Source organism: Butyricimonas sp. DFI.6.44, from assembly GCF_022132345.1.
GTDB lineage: Bacteria > Bacteroidota > Bacteroidia > Bacteroidales > Marinifilaceae > Butyricimonas > Butyricimonas muris.
In genome coordinates this window covers 249624-267854 of sequence record NZ_JAKNJD010000008.1, presented here as the reverse complement: position 1 = coordinate 267854, position 18231 = coordinate 249624, and the positions used below count along the sequence as shown (strand labels likewise).

17 protein-coding genes, 1 tRNA gene and 1 pseudogene are annotated in these 18231 nt (G+C 44.1%); 7 read left to right on the top strand and 12 right to left on the bottom strand.

Going from position 1 to position 18231, the window contains the following annotated elements; genetic code table 11:
- Window positions 1-203: 203 nt before the first annotated feature.
- Both L0M98_RS12945 and L0M98_RS12940 read right to left on the bottom strand, forming a co-directional pair.
- Entirely contained in the window at window positions 204-1508 is a 1305-nt protein-coding gene (locus L0M98_RS12945; protein ID WP_227216333.1) for a tyrosine-type recombinase/integrase, read from the bottom strand.
- A gap of 298 nt (window positions 1509-1806) precedes the next feature.
- A tRNA-Val gene (locus L0M98_RS12940) sits at window positions 1807-1881 on the bottom strand.
- 518 nt (window positions 1882-2399) lie between these two features.
- Between L0M98_RS12940 and L0M98_RS12935 the strand changes: the two genes are divergently transcribed.
- Window positions 2400-3338: a DUF4595 domain-containing protein gene (locus L0M98_RS12935; RefSeq protein ID WP_227216331.1), complete on the top strand. Its 939-nt coding sequence runs from the start codon at window positions 2400-2402 to the stop codon at window positions 3336-3338.
- Window positions 3339-3392: 54 nt separating this feature from the next.
- Here the strand turns inward: L0M98_RS12935 and L0M98_RS12930 are convergent, their stop codons facing one another.
- Both L0M98_RS12930 and L0M98_RS12925 read right to left on the bottom strand, forming a co-directional pair.
- A complete protein-coding gene (locus L0M98_RS12930) occupies window positions 3393-3809 on the bottom strand; it encodes an acyl-CoA thioesterase (RefSeq protein WP_176554927.1) in 417 nt (138 codons plus the stop codon).
- A 2-nt stretch (window positions 3810-3811) separates the two neighbouring features.
- A complete protein-coding gene (locus L0M98_RS12925; RefSeq protein WP_227216330.1) occupies window positions 3812-4447 on the bottom strand; it encodes a lactate utilization protein in 636 nt (211 codons plus the stop codon).
- Between the two features lie 189 nt (window positions 4448-4636).
- On the opposite strand from L0M98_RS12925, the gene L0M98_RS12920 reads away from it, so the two are divergent.
- From L0M98_RS12920 to L0M98_RS12910, 3 genes and pseudogenes are all read left to right on the top strand, one after another.
- A complete protein-coding gene (locus L0M98_RS12920; RefSeq protein ID WP_227216328.1) occupies window positions 4637-5773 on the top strand; it encodes an OprO/OprP family phosphate-selective porin in 1137 nt (378 codons plus the stop codon).
- A 113-nt stretch (window positions 5774-5886) separates the two neighbouring features.
- Window positions 5887-8001, top strand: a complete 2115-nt coding sequence (locus L0M98_RS12915; protein ID WP_227216326.1) for a type IA DNA topoisomerase — start codon at window positions 5887-5889, stop codon at window positions 7999-8001.
- 173 nt (window positions 8002-8174) lie between these two features.
- Window positions 8175-8603 (top strand): annotated as a pseudogene (locus L0M98_RS12910) (TlpA family protein disulfide reductase); the annotation flags it as partial.
- Window positions 8604-8759: 156 nt separating this feature from the next.
- On the opposite strand, the gene L0M98_RS12905 reads toward L0M98_RS12910, so the two are convergent.
- Window positions 8760-9128, bottom strand: a complete 369-nt coding sequence (locus tag L0M98_RS12905) for a YccF domain-containing protein (RefSeq protein WP_099290644.1) — start codon at window positions 9126-9128, stop codon at window positions 8760-8762.
- A 200-nt stretch (window positions 9129-9328) separates the two neighbouring features.
- On the opposite strand from L0M98_RS12905, the gene L0M98_RS12900 reads away from it, so the two are divergent.
- From L0M98_RS12900 to L0M98_RS12890, 3 genes are all read left to right on the top strand, one after another.
- Window positions 9329-9682, top strand: a complete 354-nt coding sequence (locus L0M98_RS12900; RefSeq protein ID WP_227216325.1) for a thioredoxin family protein — start codon at window positions 9329-9331, stop codon at window positions 9680-9682.
- Between the two features lie 152 nt (window positions 9683-9834).
- Window positions 9835-11487: a SulP family inorganic anion transporter gene (locus tag L0M98_RS12895; RefSeq protein ID WP_227216323.1), complete on the top strand. Its 1653-nt coding sequence runs from the start codon at window positions 9835-9837 to the stop codon at window positions 11485-11487.
- A gap of 11 nt (window positions 11488-11498) precedes the next feature.
- The gene (locus L0M98_RS12890) at window positions 11499-12914 is read left to right on the top strand and encodes an amidophosphoribosyltransferase (RefSeq protein ID WP_227216321.1); all 1416 of its coding nucleotides are present in this window, start codon (window positions 11499-11501) and stop codon (window positions 12912-12914) included.
- Window positions 12915-13111: 197 nt separating this feature from the next.
- On the opposite strand, the gene L0M98_RS12885 is transcribed toward L0M98_RS12890, so the two are convergent.
- From L0M98_RS12885 to L0M98_RS12855, 7 genes are read right to left on the bottom strand one after another with little or no spacing between them, the layout of a single operon-like run.
- Window positions 13112-13393 (bottom strand): hypothetical protein, encoded by a 282-nt coding sequence (locus L0M98_RS12885; RefSeq protein ID WP_227216319.1) that lies wholly within the window; start codon window positions 13391-13393, stop codon window positions 13112-13114.
- On the bottom strand, window positions 13394-13945 hold the full coding sequence (locus L0M98_RS12880) for a TlpA family protein disulfide reductase (RefSeq protein ID WP_227216318.1): 552 nt from the start codon (window positions 13943-13945) through the stop codon (window positions 13394-13396).
- A gap of 24 nt (window positions 13946-13969) precedes the next feature.
- Window positions 13970-14515, bottom strand: a complete 546-nt coding sequence (locus L0M98_RS12875; RefSeq protein ID WP_227216316.1) for a TlpA family protein disulfide reductase — start codon at window positions 14513-14515, stop codon at window positions 13970-13972.
- Window positions 14512-15024, bottom strand: coding sequence for a redoxin domain-containing protein (locus L0M98_RS12870; protein ID WP_227216314.1), 513 nt, complete (start codon window positions 15022-15024; stop codon window positions 14512-14514). The genes L0M98_RS12875 and L0M98_RS12870 overlap by 4 nt, the downstream gene beginning before the upstream one ends.
- A 23-nt stretch (window positions 15025-15047) precedes the next feature.
- Window positions 15048-15755, bottom strand: a complete 708-nt coding sequence (locus L0M98_RS12865) for a fibrobacter succinogenes major paralogous domain-containing protein (protein ID WP_227216313.1) — start codon at window positions 15753-15755, stop codon at window positions 15048-15050.
- Window positions 15756-15780: 25 nt separating this feature from the next.
- Window positions 15781-16689 carry a hypothetical protein gene (locus L0M98_RS12860; RefSeq protein WP_227216311.1) on the bottom strand — a complete coding sequence of 303 codons (909 nt, stop codon included), beginning with the start codon at window positions 16687-16689 and terminating at the stop codon, window positions 15781-15783.
- A 2-nt stretch (window positions 16690-16691) separates the two neighbouring features.
- Window positions 16692-18227 (bottom strand): RagB/SusD family nutrient uptake outer membrane protein, encoded by a 1536-nt coding sequence (locus tag L0M98_RS12855; protein WP_227216310.1) that lies wholly within the window; start codon window positions 18225-18227, stop codon window positions 16692-16694.
- Window positions 18228-18231 lie beyond the last annotated feature (4 nt).

The following is an 18231-nucleotide window of genomic DNA, read 5'->3' as shown; positions in this document are numbered from 1 at the left end:
GTCAATACTTTTCATGAGACAAATGTAGGTATTTTTTTTGTTTTTTTTATCCTACTCGGTTAATTTAATATTCGGAATCGCTTGAATATGAATATTTCTCATCCGGTTCTTTCCGGTAATTTTTTTTTAGCAACACTCTTCCCGCCCGTCGGTATTCCCGGCAGGGACGATAGTTTTTAACATGTGATGAGCCTTGTTTTCCGCTATACCCGCGTCATCGAGGGCGCATTGATCCGGTGACTGTTTATCGCCAGTGCGATAAGGTCATTTGCCTCGTCAAGCACGGAATTGTTCAGTCCTGCCAGATAGATAAGCGTGGTGTTTTCTGATGTGTGCCCCAGTCCTTCCCCGATGACGGTAGTTGGCAAATGTATCGATTTCCCCACGTTAGCCCATGTATGGCGTGCCCAGTGGGTACTGATTTTTTTGTGAATCCCGGCCAGTGCAGCCAGTTTTTTCAGCCTGTTGTTTTGTGCCCTCGTGGCGCTTTCATATTGCAAGAAAGCTGATTTTCTCGTGTCTCGAATAACCGGGAAGACGTAAGGAGAACCGACAGTTTCTTCTTTAAAGCTGTCGATAATAGTTTGCATCCAAGGTGTGATGCGGACTTCAATTTGTTGCCCGGTTTTCTTACGGGTGTAGCGAATAAAACCGCTCTCGATGTTCGTTTTTTTCAAGTATACCATGTCCACGAAGCACATGCCCCTCGCGTGGAGACAGAAACTGAAATAACGAAGGCTCGTGGACAACCGTTTCAAGTAAGCTTGCTGGCTACTACCCATCCCCTTCTTTTTTGCTAGTCCATCAAGATCCAAATCAAGCAGCTTCCGGGTTTCATCAAGCGAGAGCGTTCGTTTCATGGTTTTTACCACGCCGGTAAAAACCATGGCGAAAGGATGCTCGTTTTTCCGTGAAACGATCAATTTATCGGCCACGGCTTTATTAAATATTGCCCGAAGGTTCCGCGTGTAATACGAGATAGTATTGGGTAGTCTCTCTTTTTCTCTAAGGTGAGTTTCAAAATCCTTGATTAAGCGGGAATTGATCTTGTCGAGTGACATGTTTTCATCTCCACTGAAACGAATCAGTCCGCGGGTAACGGTGAGGTAAGCCCGTGCTGTTCGTTTCTGCCCGCGGTTTTCCATGACCTTGACCAAGCTTTTAACATACCCGAGCAATGTATATTTTCTATTTTTCCGGTAGTATATTTTCAGCAGGTCATCAAGAGTGTAACGCCCCTTATCCTCGAGAGCCAGAATGAAACCGTAGATGAGGTTGGTTTCGTTATTTATCCTTGTTTCTACTTTTTCTAGATATGTCACTCGTCCGGGATTGTCTTTCGGGAATACAACGGTTTGTGATGCTTTGTCCCATTCATCCGGGTAAAGTCGACATCCTTTCAATGTTATCGTTTTGACTTGCCTGTCGTGAATTAGGCGCAGAGCTAGGCTTCCCGGATGATATCCCTCTTTTGTCGAGGTTCGGTATACTAAATTTATACTTGCCATGTTTCTTCATTTTTTAATTTAGCACAAAATTACTTTACCGAACAACAAAAAACGAGATACCCGAGCGGCAGTACCCTCTCTTTTTGATGAAGATGCACAAATTGCAAACATTTTGTCGTTTTTTGTAAACAGATTGGCGAGGGATACCGGAGGGTGAATTTTAAAGAGTGTATCGAAAGTTGTGTAAATCCCGATAATTTTAGGGGTTCAATAGGAAAATCTGTATGTGAGAAAAACAGATTTTCCAGTTGTTCCAAAATGGGGGAAATAAAAAAGAGGTTCATTATGAACCTCTTTGTGGGCGCTGAGGGATTCGAACCCCCGACCCTCTGGGTGTAAACCAGATGCTCTGAACCAGCTGAGCTAAGCGCCCGTGTTGCTTGATTGCGGATGCAAATGTAGTGCATTTTTTGAATACTGCAAAAGATTCGAAATATTTTTTCCAAGAAAAATAGATAAAGATAATTTTTTAGGAACAGAGGAATTGAGAAAAGAGTGAACTTTTATGTGTAAGAAGCGATGTAATGTGTTGAATATTTGTCGAGTGGAGGTATCAGTTATATCAGATTCTTCCGAATATCCCAAGGTTATCCTACCGTAATAATATCTCATGAAACTTACCGGACGATTATATCTTACTTGCATCACCTATCGGTAACGGTGATGTAAGCGGGAGATAAGCTACCTGTGACCGTGTAGAGGTAGTAGAACTTTAGGAATAGGGTATGAATATACTATTTGGAGCATAAAGTGGCAGAAATATGAGAATTGTCCGATAATTTAAAAATATGAATTGATATATTAAAAAACGAATTTGAGGACTTGATTTTTTTTGTGAGCTTGCTTAATTTTGCGAACTGATTATTTTATAATTCTTAAACGAAAAGAAAGATGAAAAATTTGTTATGGGCAATAATAGCCATGGTAATGTGCTTATTTGCAGCTTGTAGTGATGATGATGATGACAAAACTCCGCAAGGGCCGACGATGACATACGCCGGGAAATTACCTTCCAAAGTCGGGAATTACTCTTTCGTGTATGATGACAACGGTCGCTGTATTCAAGTTAAAAGCGGTTCTTATGTGTTGGGAGAGATTGATTATGACAAGGGAATTTTAATCTCTGATGACGAGGAGGCTAAAGTGTCGTTTACCGGTAAGGGATATATCAAAAGTATTAAAGCATCGTGGGATTATAAAGATGAAGATGGTAGTTATAAAGGAAGTGGAGAGATTTCTTTTTCTTATGACGGAGATGGTCAGCTAACGTCTTATTTGGAATCTTCTAGCGAGAGTGCTAAGGAAGACGGGGAAAGTTATTCTTATAAGGGGACTTATAACGCAACCTACACGTGGAAAAACGGAAACTTGGTTAAGGTCGTGACCAAGGAGACGGATACGGAGGATGGTGAGAAGTCGGAAGCCGGTTTCACTTACACGATTGAGTATGGCGACCAGAAAAATGAACTGGGGCAATACACTGTGGGATTAGCAGACGTTCTGGACATGGAGGATGCATATATTTTCGCGTATGTCGGTATGCTGGGAAAGGCATCGTCTTATTTCCCGGTTTCATACACGGAGGAGTGGTACGAGAAAGATTCGGATGGATACGAAAACGAGGGGACGGATGACAGTAATATGACATACTCTTTCAATTCAGATGGGACCATTGCAACGGAGCGTGTCGATGGAATACCGCATAATTATTCTTATATCACCTATGATGAAGATGATTCTTTAGGACGGTCTTCAGTGTTCGAGGATAATTCTGATGCCAAGAGTTTGAACTTCCGTTCATTCTTTATGCGTCACCGTGGTAGAAAGTAGTTTTTAGAAATTTTGGAAACGAGTATCCATTTTTGAACGTGGATACTCGTTTTTTTATTCTTGTTTCTTTTTTACTTTGTCGATAAATATCGTGTCGAAAAGTTCGCCGCGGGTGAGTTTGCCGTTTTGAAGGCAAATGGCTTCAATTCGTCCTCTCGCGCACAGCGTTTGTTCCGGGAGCTTGTAGATGTCTTCAAAGAATACCAGTTTGACTCCTTCCCTTTCGTAGGCGACTTTCACGACAAAACGGTCACTGCCCCGAAGCGGGTGTTTGTAGGAGATGTCTATACGGGCGACCATGACGTCGATGCCTTGGTCGTGCAGGGCGGAAAAGCTGGTTCCGGTGGTTTCCAAAAATTCATGACGGGCATGTTCCATGTAGTGCTGGTAGTTGGAATTATTTACCACGCCTTGCAGGTCGCATTCGTAGTCCCGTACTTTCATTTCTATTTCAAATTCAAATTCTCTCATGATTATAAGCCTAACGATTCGTTGATAAGAATGATTTTTACCCGTTTCCGCGGGAATGATTTCTCTGTAATGGTCCACGTGTTGCATATCCGGTCGGCACTCTGGCAATTCATGCAGGTTTTGGTTTTCTGGCAAGGAGTATGCAGGTTCGTGTGACGGATGGCATTCAATGGTGCTGCCACGGTGCGGATGCGTTCCATGGCTTGCTCGATGTTCTCGACAATTTTGTCGGTACCGATAAAAAGAGCGACGTACTCGGGGCCGAAAGTGAGTCCCGCTACCCGGTTGCCTACCATGTCGATATTGACAAGTTGTCCTTGTTGCGTGAGGGCGTTCGTGCCCGTGAGGAACAGGTCGGCGTGGAGGGCTTGGCGACGCCAGTAAGTTTTTTGTGCCCGGCTATATCCTTCTTGAAAGGTGCGGATGAGGATGCATTCGGGATTATTGGCGATCTCGTCCAAAACGCCAGTGGCTTTCATGGTCATGGAATCTCCCCACGACACGGTGGCGGGTTTTATTTTCTCGAAAATCTCCTTGAAGAAAATTTCTTTTGCTTCTTCCCGGTTTTCGGCGTAATAAACCTCGAAATGGTTGCTTTCCAAGGCTTTTATCGTGCGGGTTATGATTTCTTTTTCCATAGAGTCGTTTTTTTATTGTTTTCGCCCGTAGAGCTTTTTACTCAAGATGTTACAAGATGTAATGCAACTTTTTGTATGCCGGACACGTTATTGTGTTTGAAGTAACAAAGATAGTGAATCGTTGATTTTTTTGTATTTTTGCGAGAGATATTCTGTTCTGAAATGAATTATTAATCAATTAAAACCTTGATGATGAGGAAAGTGTTTTTGCTTTTACTTTTGGTGGCTTGTTACACGGGAGTTTTCGCGCAGTTGGCGTTGAAGTCTGAGAAAGGGGATTTTGAGGCACGTTTGATTGGTCGGGCGTTGTTTGACGGGGGAGTGTTTTTTAGTGATAAGACCTCGTTGGGAAATGCTGCGGAGGTGTATGATTTGAGGCTGGGGACGGTGGTGCGTTTCCTTGAGCGTTGGACGGGGAAGATTGAAGTGGGATTTGCCAAGAGCAAAGTATCCATGAAAGATATTTTTATAGAATACCGTGACGGGAAGAATCTGTTCCGGGTGGGACATTTTTTTGAACCTTACTCGTTGGAGTATCGCATCGGGAGTTCGGATATGAAGTTCAACGGGGCGGCAGTGACCGGAATCGCTTTCGGCGACCGTCGTAAGTTGGGAGCGAGTTACACGTACAATGTCGACCTCTTGAATATTTCTGCCGGGGTATTTAGCGATAAAGATGTGGATAACACGGAGAAAGGTGACGAGGGATATGCTTTGTCGGGGCGGGTGCTGTATCGTCCTTATCTGAATGGCGAAGACGTGATGCATATCGGGTTTTCTTCCCGGTTTAGCGCGTTGGGGGATGCGGAGGAGAGTAAGGTGGTGTATTCTGCCGGGGCTCCTTCCAATTTGATTCCGGAGAAGTTTTTGCGTGCCGACGTGACGGATGCTATCAATGAATGGCGGTTCGGTGCGGAGGTTGTCATGGTGCTTGATAAATGGTACGTGCAGAGCGAATACTTGTTGGCTCACGTGAATCGTCGGGCGGCAGTGGAGAATTATAATGGCGACGGTTGGTACGCGCAGGTCGGTTATGCTTTGTTGAACGGGCGTTACGCTTATAATAAAGAGAGTGGTATGGCGGTTGCCCCGGGAGAAAAGTGCTTGGAGCTTTTGTGTCGTTATAATATCACGAATATGAACGATAAAGATGCCGGAATCATGGGGGGCAAGCAAAATGACTTGTCTGTCGGTGGTATTTATTATTTTAATAAATACGTTTCGGCAAAGATGAGTTATAGTCTGGTGAGTTTGGATAAACATGCTCAAGAGGGAGGGAAACAGACGTTTAGTATGATTCAAGGGAGAATCCAGTTGAGCTTCTAAACAATTGAAAATTGAAAGTTGAAAATTGAAAATGAAGGGATTGCTTCGGGCGGCAAGGGGAGTAGTGTTGGAATGTGGGGTGAAATCTAAAATTTAAAATCTAAAATTATTCGATGCGTGTTTGTATAGCGGAAAAGCCGAGTGTGGCGAAAGAGATTGCGGAGGTGTTGGGAGCCAAAGTGCGTCGGAATGGTTATTTCGAGGGGAATGACTATTGCGTGACGTGGACATTCGGGCATCTTTGTTCGTTACAGGAACCGCACGAGTACACGGAAAAGTGGAAGTTCTGGAATTTGTCGGTACTGCCGATGATTCCGTCCTCGTTTCGAATCAAGTTGATTGATGACGAGGGGATTAAACGGCAGTTTGCTGTTATCGAGGAGTTGTTCAATCGGGCGGAGATGGTGATAAATTGCGGTGATGCCGGACAGGAGGGAGAGTTGATACAGCGGTGGGTGATGACAAAGGCGAAGTGCAAGGCTCCGGTGAAACGGTTGTGGATTTCGTCGTTGACGGAAGAGGCAATCAAGGAGGGGTTTGATAAGTTGATGGACGCGAAGGATTTTGACACGTTGTATGCGGCGGGTTCGGCAAGGGCTATCGGCGATTGGTTGTTGGGAATGAATGCCACGCGGGCCTACACGTTGCGTTACGGTAACGGGAAAAACGTGTTGTCAATCGGGCGGGTACAGACGCCCACGTTGGCGTTGATCGTGGATAGGCAAAAGGCGATAGAGCAGTTCAAACCCGAAACTTACTGGGAGGTGCGGACGGATTACCGGGGAGGTTGGTTTTCTTACACGAAAGGACGTTTCACGGTGAAAGAGGAGGCGGAAGGCTTCATGCGGGAGATTACGCCTTTGGAGTTGGAAATCAAGAGCTCGGAACGCAAAAAGGCAATGGAGCATCCCCCGAAATTGTTCGACTTGACATTGTTGCAGGTGGAGTGTAACCGGAAGTTTGCTTTCTCGGCAGACACGACGTTGAAGGTGATACAGTCGCTTTACGAGAAAAAATTGACGACTTATCCCCGCGTGGACACGAATTTTTTACCGAATGATATATACCCGAAGGCCTCGGGAATACTGAAAGGGTTAAAACCTTACGCAACATTGGTCGATCCTGTATTGAACGGGGGAAAGCTGCGAAAATCGGCGAAGGTATTCAACGATAAGAAAATCACGGACCACCACGCTATCATTCCTACCGGGGTGTTCAGTTATGACATGACGCCCGACGAGAAGCGGGTGTATGATTTGGTAGCCCGACGTTTTATCGCGGTGTTCTACCCGGATTGTGAGATTGCCAATACAACGGTGATGGCGCAAGTGGGTGAACATGAATTTAAGGCGACCGGGAAACAGATTATTAATCCTGCATGGCGGGTGGTGTTTCCGGCGGCATCCAACAAACAGAGTGACGAGAACGTGTTGCCCGTGTACGAGGTGGGGGAGAAAGGACCACATACGCCGGAGTTGCAGGAGAAAGAAACGCAGCCGCCGAAGTATTACACGGAGGCAGATTTGTTGCGTGCCATGGAAACTGCCGGGAAACAGGTGGAGGACGAGGAATTGCGGGACTTGATGAAAGAGAACGGGATTGGGCGACCATCTACGCGGGCGGGTATTATCGAAACGTTGTTAAAGCGGGGATATATTCGCAAGGATAAGAAGCGACTGGTGGCGACGTCAACGGGAGTGGAGTTGATTGACACGATACAGAATGATTTGTTGAAGTCGGCGGAATTGACGGGACAGTGGGAGAAGAAGTTGCGGATGATAGAGGACGGGACTTATCAGATTGCTGATTTTATGGAGGAGTTGAAGGTGATGGTGAATGAGCTGGTGCATGTTGTCAAATGTTCGCCCCGGAAGGCAATCACGGTGGAGGTGGTCGAGGAAGTGAAAAAGGATGAACCGAAAAAGGAGAAAACTCCCCGGAAGAAAAAGGAGCCCGCGGAGCCTGTCGTGCTGAAATGCCCGAAATGCGGGAACGGCGACGTAATCAAGGGACGGACTGCTTGGGGGTGTAGTTTGTACCGGAAGTCATGTGATTTTCTTATTCCCATGGAATTTTTTGGGAAAAAATTAACACCGAAGCAAGTCGAGGTGTTGGTGTTAAAGTCTAAAACGGGTGTGTTGACCGGTTTTAAAAACGAGGATGGCAGTACGTTTAGCGGTGTTTTGCGTTTGGACGACACTTGCAAGGTGGTCGTGGATAAGAAATAGGGTGTATTAAATCTATCTTAAATCCTTTTTCCAAGGATGTGTTATCGGTTTTTATTCTTTAGATTTGTGAAACGATAACATAAATGAAGAAAACAATGAGATTAAAACATTATTTGTCCTGTATGTTGCTTTTGTTGGTGTTCGCGGGAGTGAATGCCCAAGAGAAAAAAGGAGAGTTGAAAGCCGGAGATCTGTCACCCGTTTTCAAGTACACGGATATTAACGGCAAGGAAGTTTCCTTGAATGATTTGAAAGGGAAATATGTCTATATCGACGTGTGGGCAACGTGGTGTGGTCCTTGTAAGGCAGAGTTACCTCATTTGAAGGAGTTGGAGAAAAAGATGCACGGCAAGAAAATTGTTTTCGTGAGTATTTCTTGCGATAAGGATAAAGCTGCATGGGAAAAAATGGTAAAAGAGAAAGAATTGGGCGGGGTTCAATTGCATAATGGTGGAGATCAGGAGTTTATGAAGGCTTATCTTATTACGGGTATTCCTCGCTTTATACTTTTGGATAAGAAGGGAAAGATAGTGAATGCGAAAATGACTCGCCCCTCGAATCCGGAAACAGAAAAAACACTGAATGCACTGAAAGGAATCTAATAATTTTAGATTTTAGATTTTAAATTTTTGATTTCAGCCGCACGGGCCGGAGTTTATCATTCTAAATTCTGAATTTTAAATTCTAAATTAAGACTTATTTCTGTCGCTTGGCGACATTTTTAGATGAGCGGACCTTAGGGATGTGGTCCGCTTTTCTTATTCCACGTCGTGACCGAAAGGTGTCAGGGCTAGTCCTGCGAGTTTAAAATGCTGCATACCGAAGGGGATGCCGATGATGGTGATGCAGAAGATTACCCCGAAGAGTATATGCGACAGGAATATCCATATCCCGCCGATAAAGAACCAGATGACATTCATCAAAAAGGATAGACAACCGCTGCTTTGTGGAATATCGACAACCTTGCTGCCGAACGGCCATAGTGCCAACACGCCGAGTTTCAAGGTTTGCAACCCGAAAGGGATACCTATAATAGTGATGAATAGTCCCACGCTGGAAACGAAGTATTCAATGGCGATGAATAGTCCGCCGAAGACTACCCAGATAATATTTCCTAAGATTTTCATGTTTATTGTATTAATATTTAAACTGCCTCACCAAAGATACGATAAAGAAAACAAAAAGGAAAATAATGTCGTAAGAATATGGAGTTTATAAGGTTCATAAGGTTTGTAAGGTTCATAAAGTGGATGAGCTACCAAACAAATGTTTTCCGGAAAGAACTTTATAAACTTTATGGACTTTATGAACTTTATAAACTGATTATATGATCGAGCATTTGACCAAAGATAGCTTTAAACAGAAAGTGTTTGACTACCAAGATAGCGGGAGATATAAGTTTGAGGGGGAGCGTCCTGCATTGATAGATTTTTACGCGAACTGGAGCGGTACGTGTAAGACCATTGCCCCGATTCTGGAGGAGTTGAAGCGGGAGTACGAGGGGAAGATTGATATTTATAAGGTGGATAGTGAAGTGGAACGGGAACTGGCACGGGCGTTTCGGGTACATAGTATTCCTACCTTGCTGTTCGTGCCCATGCTGGGGCAGCCGCAATTGGGACGGGGGGCTCTGTCGAAAGGAGAATTGATGAAGTACGTGAAGGAAGTTTTTAACGTGTAAGCGTTTGTCTTCGGCAAGTTGCCGGTTGCAAGTTGGCAGGTTACAGGTTGTTTGACTGTGCGGAACCTGCGGGGATGTTTTTCATTTTCACGTTTTTTCATTTTACCATTTATATTATTACCTTTGCGGCTTGTTTTTAACAAGGTAGCATTATGGAAAAGGTGTTCAGTCCGAAGCTGTTCGGTTTAATTAAAGATGGTTCCGTGAAGAAGAATCTTTCTAAGGATATTCTCGCGGGAGTAGTAGTGGGAATCGTGGCGATTCCGTTGGCAATTGCGTTTGCCGTGGCTTCCGGGGTATCTCCGGAGAAAGGTATTATAACGGCTATCGTTGCCGGTTTTTTGATTTCGTTGCTGGGGGGAAGCCGGGTACAAATCGGTGGTCCCACGGGAGCTTTTATTGTTATTATTTACGGGATTATCCAACAGTACGGGATTGACGGTATGATTATCGCCACGATATTGGCGGGGGTGATTATGATTGGATTCGGGTTATTACGGTTGGGTACGTTGCTGAAATTTATCCCGCATCCCTTGATTGTCGGTTTTACTTCAGGAATCGCGTTGGTGATTTTCTCGACGCAGATATCCAATGCCTTGGGGTTGACGCTCGCGGAGGTACCGAGTAGTTTTATCGGGAAATGGGGAGCTTATTTCAGTAATATCAACACGGTGAATTGGTATGCCGTGGGAATCACGGTCGTGACAATATTGATTACCGTGTATATGCCGAAGATTACATCACGGGTACCGGGTTCTTTCGTGGCGATATTGGTTATTACTCCTCTTGCTATGTTTTTGCCGGAGAATTCCGTGACGACTATCGGGTCGTTGTTCGGGGAGATTAAGTGTAATTTCGCTCCGACTTTTCCGACGATAGATTGGGGGAATTTGTCTTATTACCTGCAACCGGCACTGACGATTGCCATACTGGGCTCGATTGAGTCGTTGCTGTCCGCCGTGGTGGCTGATGGTATGATTAGTGGTCGTCATCGTTCCAACACGGAGTTGATAGCGCAAGGTATTGCCAATATAGCCTCTCCTTTGTTCGGGGGTATCCCTGCCACGGGAGCTATTGCCCGTACGGCAACTAACGTGAAGAACGGGGGACGTACCCCGGTGGCGGGAATGACGCATGCCGTGGTTTTGTTGTTGATTATGTTGTTTTTCGGGAAATGGGCTTCTTTGATTCCCATGTCCTGTTTGGCGGGTATTTTGATCGTGGTTTCTTATAACATGAGTGAATGGCGGTCGTTCCGTTCCATATTGCGGGCTTCGGTGTTCGACGTGGTGATTTTGCTGGTGACGTTCTTCTTGACCGTGTTGGTCGATTTGACTGTGGCTATCGAGATAGGGGTTGTGCTGGCGGCACTTTTGTTCATGAAGCGTATGGCGGATAATGCACCGAAAGAGATTACCGGGGCAACCAATCTGGATCAGGATATTTCCGAGAATTACAAGGATTTACCGAAAGGTTTGGGTATATACGAGATTAGCGGGCCGTTTTTCTTCGGTTCGGCTAAGACTTATTGCGAAACAATTCGTAACTTGGGCGTGAATTATAGTGTGTTGATTATCCGTATGCGGCACGTGCCATTCGTGGATTCTACCGGGTTGAAAAATCTAAGAGAAACTATTCTCCAGTTGACAAAGGAGAACACGAGAATCGTGTTGTCGGGAGTAAGTGAACCGGTGAAGAAGGATTTGTTGAAAGGCGGAATCGGCGAACTTGTCGGGGTCGGGAATATTTACCCGAAGTTCGATATGGCTTTGAGTGCGGCAAAGGAGATGGTCGAGAATAATTAAAAAGATAATATATGAGCGGATTTTTTGGCTGTGTATCTCGTAAGGATTGTGTGGCAGATGTGTTTTATGGTACGGATTACCATTCTCACTTGGGAACGAAGCGTGCCGGTATGGCTTTTTATAACGGGGTGGATTTTAATCGTTCTATCCATAGTTTGGAGAGTGCTTATTTCCGGAATAAGTTCGAGCCGGAGTTGGACAGGTTTTCGGGTTCTACTTTGGGTATCGGGATTATCAGCGATATGGAGTCGCAGCCAATCACGGTGACCTCGCATTTGGGACGTTTCGCGGTTGTGGTCGTGGGGCGTTTGGATAATTTGGACGAGATAGTGGCTCGTTTTTTGGAAGAGCGGAAGCATTTTGCCGAGTTGTCCAGTTCCACGGTGAACCCGACAGAGGCGGTCGCTATGTTGATTAATTCCGGTAATACTTTTAGAGAAGGTATCGAGAACGTGTACAATACGGTCAAGGGGTCGTGTTCTTTTTTGGTCTTGACGGAAACCGGGATTTATGCCGCTCGCGATAAATATGGCAGGACGCCCATCGTGTTGGGGAAAAATGAATTCGGGTACGTGGTGGCAAGCGAAAGTTCATCGTTCACGAATCTCGGGTATTCTATCGTGCGTGATTTGGGACCGCGGGAGGCTTTGCATATCACTCGCGACGGGATTACGCGGATTACCGAGCCGGGGTGCAAGAAACAGATTTGTTCCTTTTTGTGGGTGTATTACGGTTATCCGTCCTCTTATTACGAGGGGATAAACGTGGAGGATGCCCGTTATCGTTGCGGTGCGGCTATTGCCGCGAATGACGATGTGGAGGTGGATTACGCTGCCGGGATTCCGGATTCGGGCGTGGGACACGCTATCGGTTATTCCAATGCCCGTCATATTCCGTATAAACGACCTTTCGTGAAGTACACGCCCACGTGGCCGCGTAGTTTCATGCCGCAAAATCAAGCGATGCGTGATTTGGTGGCGAAAATGAAACTGTTGCCGAACGAGGCGTTCACTCGCGATGCGAAGATTTTATTCTTAGATGATTCGATTGTCCGGGGTACGCAGTTGAAGGATAACGTGGTGAAATTGCGGGAATGCGGGGTGAAGGAAGTGCATATGCGTATTGCTTGCCCGCCGTTGGTGTACCCTTGCGTGTTTTTGAATTTCTCTTCTTCCCGTTCGAATTTTGATTTGTTTACCCGTCGGGTGATTCGGGATTTAGAGGGTACGTCCGATTTGACGGAAGAGATTTTAAAACCGTATACGGACCCCGATTCGGAGAAGTACAAGAAGATGCTGGAGGTGATGGCTCAGCATTTGCAATTGGATTCGCTGAAATTCCAACGTTTGGAGGATATCGTGAAGGCTATCGGGTTGCCGAAGGAGGAGCTTTGCACGCATTGTTGGGATAATTCGTCTTATATGTAAGATAAAGGGGAGGTGTGTCAAACACACCTCTAGTCCATAAAGTCGAGCCTTCGGCTCCTAAGGTCCATAAAGTCCATGATTTAATGATGCGATAATATTTAGCGTAATGATGTATAAACCACCCGAGCGTTTGACCTTACGACATTATGGACTTTCAGACCTTATGAACGAGAGGGTGTGTCAAAACACCCTCTTTTTTACTTGATTATTCCATCGGAATAACATTCTTTATTTATTTCGATGAGCCATTCCCTTACTTCCCCGGCTTCGATTGCGGGTAATATTTCGGAAACTTCTTCCCAATCAAAATGAGTGATATAAAGGATTCTGTCGTGCTCGTCCACGCCGGCAACGTATATTCCGTCTTCACTTCCTTCTCCCCCGATATAGGCTTCGTATGCCAGAGTTTTCATTGCTTCCAGAACAGCTTGTATGCATATTTGCCGTGCTTCCTCGAAATTTTCAACCGTGAGTTCCATTTATTTTTTCTTGTATTTAGCGATGATTTCTTTAATCACTTTTTCTGTCAGTGCTCCTTCACCACGTTCCCCGTGAGGATTGCCTTGCCAGCGTACAATTCCTTCCGGGTCTATGATGATTACCATGGGTATGCTTTCACCTCCATACCGACCGAAGAGTTCGCACTTGGGGTCAGTGGCTTGATGAAATTCTATAGGCGTGTATTTTTCATTCCTTTCTTTTTTTATTTTTTCAATTTGTTTGACTCCTTTTTCCAAGCTAGCTTTAGACTGTAAGGCGATGGCAATGAAAACAGCCTCTTTTTTGAATATTTTGGCGAATTCATTCATGTGGGGGGTAAACTTCACGCAGGGACCGCAACCAGTGGACCAAAAGTCAAGAATGATGAATTTGCCCGTTGTATCGGGCTTTTCGGTTAACCATTCTTTGACTTGTAATGCGGGAGCTTTTTTCCCTAACATAGGTTTGTCCCAGTCAAATTCCTCTTTCTCTTGGGAAAAAGAGGAGGTGATGGTGAAAAGAGTGGATAAAAATAGTAATAATTTTTTCATGTTTAAATCTTTATAAATAATGAATTATGATTTCTTGGATTTTCGTGACTTTTTCTTCTGTTGGTAGTCTTTGAAGAATTGTTCCAGCTTCTCCTCTGTCAAGTTGAATACATTCTTTTCCCCTTGACCTTCTTTGAGCACATAGCCTTCCCATACAACAGTTCCTTCCGGGTCAATCAAGTAGCTCGTGGGCCAGCCTTCGAGTTTAAATATATTGTCAATTGTGGCCAAATCGACAATACCGCTATAGTATTGGATGTACGGATCGACCATTAATTTGACGAGGTTTGCTTCTTCACAGGTTAACCCGATCACTTGAAGTTGTTTTTTGTATTTTTTAGCCAGATGATTTTGATAGGGAACCGTGCGGTGTGTTACAGGATAAGCCATGATACACCAGAAATCAACGAGGATGAATTTCCCTTTTAATTTCGGTTGCTTGCTAATCCATTCTTTCACGGTTAAATCCGGAAAATGTTTACCTATAAAGGAAGGTTGTTGCTTCTCTTGTGCTTGAATCCCGAATCTGAATAAACACAGCAATAAGCTGGCGATAAGTACTTTCTTCATTTTTTCTTATAGTGTTTTTTGATTAATTTTTTCAAGAATTTCTCCGTGATGGTTTCTCCTTTCAGCAGGGGGAAGCCTTCATAAATCACTTTTCCCCGGGGATCGAGAATGTAACAGTAACCGGGGATTTTGATTTTGAAGTTCTTCACGGCTTCCGGGGCGTAAGCGTAAGGAAATTCTAATGCCGGTTCGATGTCTGAAATGAATTCGGGTGCATCATCCGATAAACCGATAATATTCAATTTATCTCCAAATTCTTTCGCGAATTTGTTGAAACGAGGAATGTCAATGTAAGCGGCTGTCGGGTTAGAGGTAGACCAAAAATATAGTAATGTTAATTTTTTGTCACTCTTTTTGCTCTCCCGGTTGATCCATTTTTGTACAGGGTACTCCGGAGCCATTTTTCCCAAAAGAGTTGGGGGACGCAAAGCATCAACACTTTCTTGTTCTTGGGCGGAGCATAGGGCTGCGAATAGTAGCCCGACAAGTAATAACCAAATTTTCATCATTCTAGTATTCATTTATTTGTTTGTTATTTAGCATCCCGTACAAAGCGTACGGAAAGCATTTTACCTTTATCGATAGTGAGCCGTGCTATTTTACCGGAATTGTAACTTATCTGGCGGCAATAATGGAGATTGCTCTCTTCTGCTTCCGGGGTTGCCGTCCAGTAAAAGCCATATACATAAGTGAAATAAAAACCGTCATTATCTCCCATGCCTCCGGTACGCAGGTTTATCATGAAGCCTTCTTCTTCTTGTAATAGTGTACCGACTGGATTTCCTCTCCAATCGGTTGCGTTTAAATCGCTATTTGACATTCCCATTGCTTTTTCCAATGATTGCCAGTCTTCATCCGTCGGGATGCGCCAGCCTTCCGGACAGAGGATGGATGCTTTTTCGTAGGTATAAAGGCACCCGAATGTTTCGTAATTTTGTTTTTTCTCGATTTCCATATCAATGGGATTTCTGTCGGGGTCATGGCTTATTTCGCATCCGTTTGACGTCGACCATCGGTCTACACTGATGTCGATATTCAAGTTGGTTGTCATCCACTCCAAATTGCCGTAGCGTACCCACGGGAATTCAATTTCTAATTCCTCGTCTTCATACTCGACTACGCCTTTGAACACTCCCTGTGCTTCCGGTTCGATTACCGGTATTTGATTATCGTCATCGTCCGAGCAAGCCCAGCTTAAGGTCAATAAACCGATGACAATGGCTATAAATCGTCTTTTCATATATGTCTTTGTATAAATGTTTAATTTAAAAATTGAAACCGCCTTCAATCAAAAGTTGTTTGAGCATATCATACTTTTTAATTACCAAGGGGTAGTCGCCATACTCGGCTTTAAAGTCTTCTTCGGAGCCCTCGAGAATAGCCGTTAGATATATATCTAAATCAGAATCCATACTATACACTTCAAAATATTCGTACCCGTCATAATAAAAGGATAAAATTCCTGTTGCCATAATAAAGTCCTCCTCACTCCAGAAGTCATACTGGTAATCATAGAAATCTTTGCCGTAATAGTTTTTTCCGGGAGCATAAAATTCTTGTAATTTATCTCCTGTCAAATATTGGTTTAGGGTTGATTTGACTATTTTTTTAGCAAATTCTTCCGGTTCTTCCTGTAACAGCGATATAGAGATTGCTAAAGCTCGGGGGCCGAAATAGAAGTCTTGTTCTGAGCCTGAATCCCAGTAGCCATCGGTATCTCCTTCTTCAATCCAATACGTGTAGGAGGTGAGGTTATCTATCAACAAGAAGGAATAGGGATAATAGTTCTTGTTCAAGGCTGGTAAAATATATTTTTTGACTAATTCAACAGCCTCTTTTTGTTTTTCGTAACCCGATAGATTCGTGAATGAGAATACCCATTCTGCAGAACTGTTTACACCATATGATAAGTCTATTAATTCTGTGTTATATAATGGATTACCATACACGTCAGTGCCGACATATTCATGTTTCAGCGTGTCCGTGAATAATAGATAACATCCTGTTTCCTCGTGAAATTTTCGACGTAATTCCGACGTGGGGTCTGTGGCTCCTTCTGCCGGGGCGAATAAGTTCGGGAGCGGGGCGTTAGGTTGCAGGCTATCTTCTTCTTCGCACGAAAAACAGCTTAACAAGATAATTCCGTAAAGGATATATGTTTGTAACTTTTTCATGATTATAGATAAAATTGGTTTATGGATATATGGGTTCTTTCGTTTCTTGGGTTAGGAGTCAATTCTTCGAACTGAATTACCTCATAAGGAATTTGTAGTGTCCACGACGGGTCGCCGGCTTTGAGTTCATACGTGTACATCGTTGATTGAGTCTTCCAGTCACCCCATTCCGTGTAGGTGTTACGAATGGCTCCGGTGAAAGGTTTTTTCTCGCTCACGGTATATCGGCGAAGGTCAAACCAACGATGTCCCTCGAAGCATAATTCCCGCCGTCTTTCTGTACGAATTTCTTCTATCAAGTCTTCGCCGGACAAAGTTGTTGCGTCGAATGAATTCATTTCAAGGCGGTGTTCACGCAAGTGGTCTAAAGCCTCGCGGGCTGCAGTTTCGTTGTTCCCTCCCATGCACGCGTATGCTTCTGCTAAATTCAACCAAGCTTCAGCGGTTCGGAACAAGAAATTATCCGATACATTGGCCGTGTATTGGTTTTCCTTTTTCACGTATTTGTTACAATACCAATATAAGTCCCTCCAATTTTCTTCATTGTTGCAAACAAAATGTTCTTTACGCAAGTCACCTTCTTTATAGCATGCTTTCAAATCTTCAGAGGTGCTAAGTCCTTTTTGTGCGGTCGTAATTATTGCCTGTATACCATTTCCTCCCATGGAAAAGATGGTTTCGGGGGAGCTTGCCTCGGCAAAAGCTTTTGAACCGTCAAATGTGTTCAAATCAATTAAATCCGATTGTAAATCCAGACATAATTGAGCGTATTTGGCGGCTTCCGCCCAATTTTGCATATAAAGATAAACCCGGCTTTGTAACAGGCGTACGGCTGTCAAGTTAGCCCGATAGATAGATTTACGGGCAATGCCTTCCAAGTTTGTTGCCGCTTGTTCCAAATCTTGAATGATCAAGGAGTACACGGTTTCCAATGATTCACGGGGGAACATTTTATCTTCAATCACGGGACTGGTTTTCACGGGAACCCCTAAAGCGGTAGCCGCATTGGCAGGCTGATACGGTTGTCCGTACAAGTTCACGAGGGTGAAATAGTAAGCTGCCCGTAAGAAATAGGCTTCCCCGCGAATACGGGCCACGGCTTGTTTGTCCTCGTCTGTTTCCGCGGATTGTTTATCAATCTCGGAAAGTATCATGTTGGCAGTGTTGATATGTTTATATAATTTGTTCCAGTCAGTATCTTCTGCTTTTGTCGTCAATTTATCCGGGTTTAACCCGATCCGGTATTGCCAAGTAATGTATCCGAAAAATTGTTTTTGGAACAAGGAATAACTGGTTTGCCAATTAACGCTTTCGGTATTTTCTTGGGTTTCATCTGCCATCATATGGATGTACGGGTAATAAACTTTGTCTAAATTCATGTCATAATATTCGGTTGCCATGTAAGTTTCCCCGATCAATAACTCGTCCAAATCCGAGTAACCTCGCACGTAAGCTTGGTCTAATGAATACTCTTTCAAAAAATCCGAACAGGAAGTGAATAGTAACCAAAGCAAACCTGTTAAATAAATATATTTCATAATC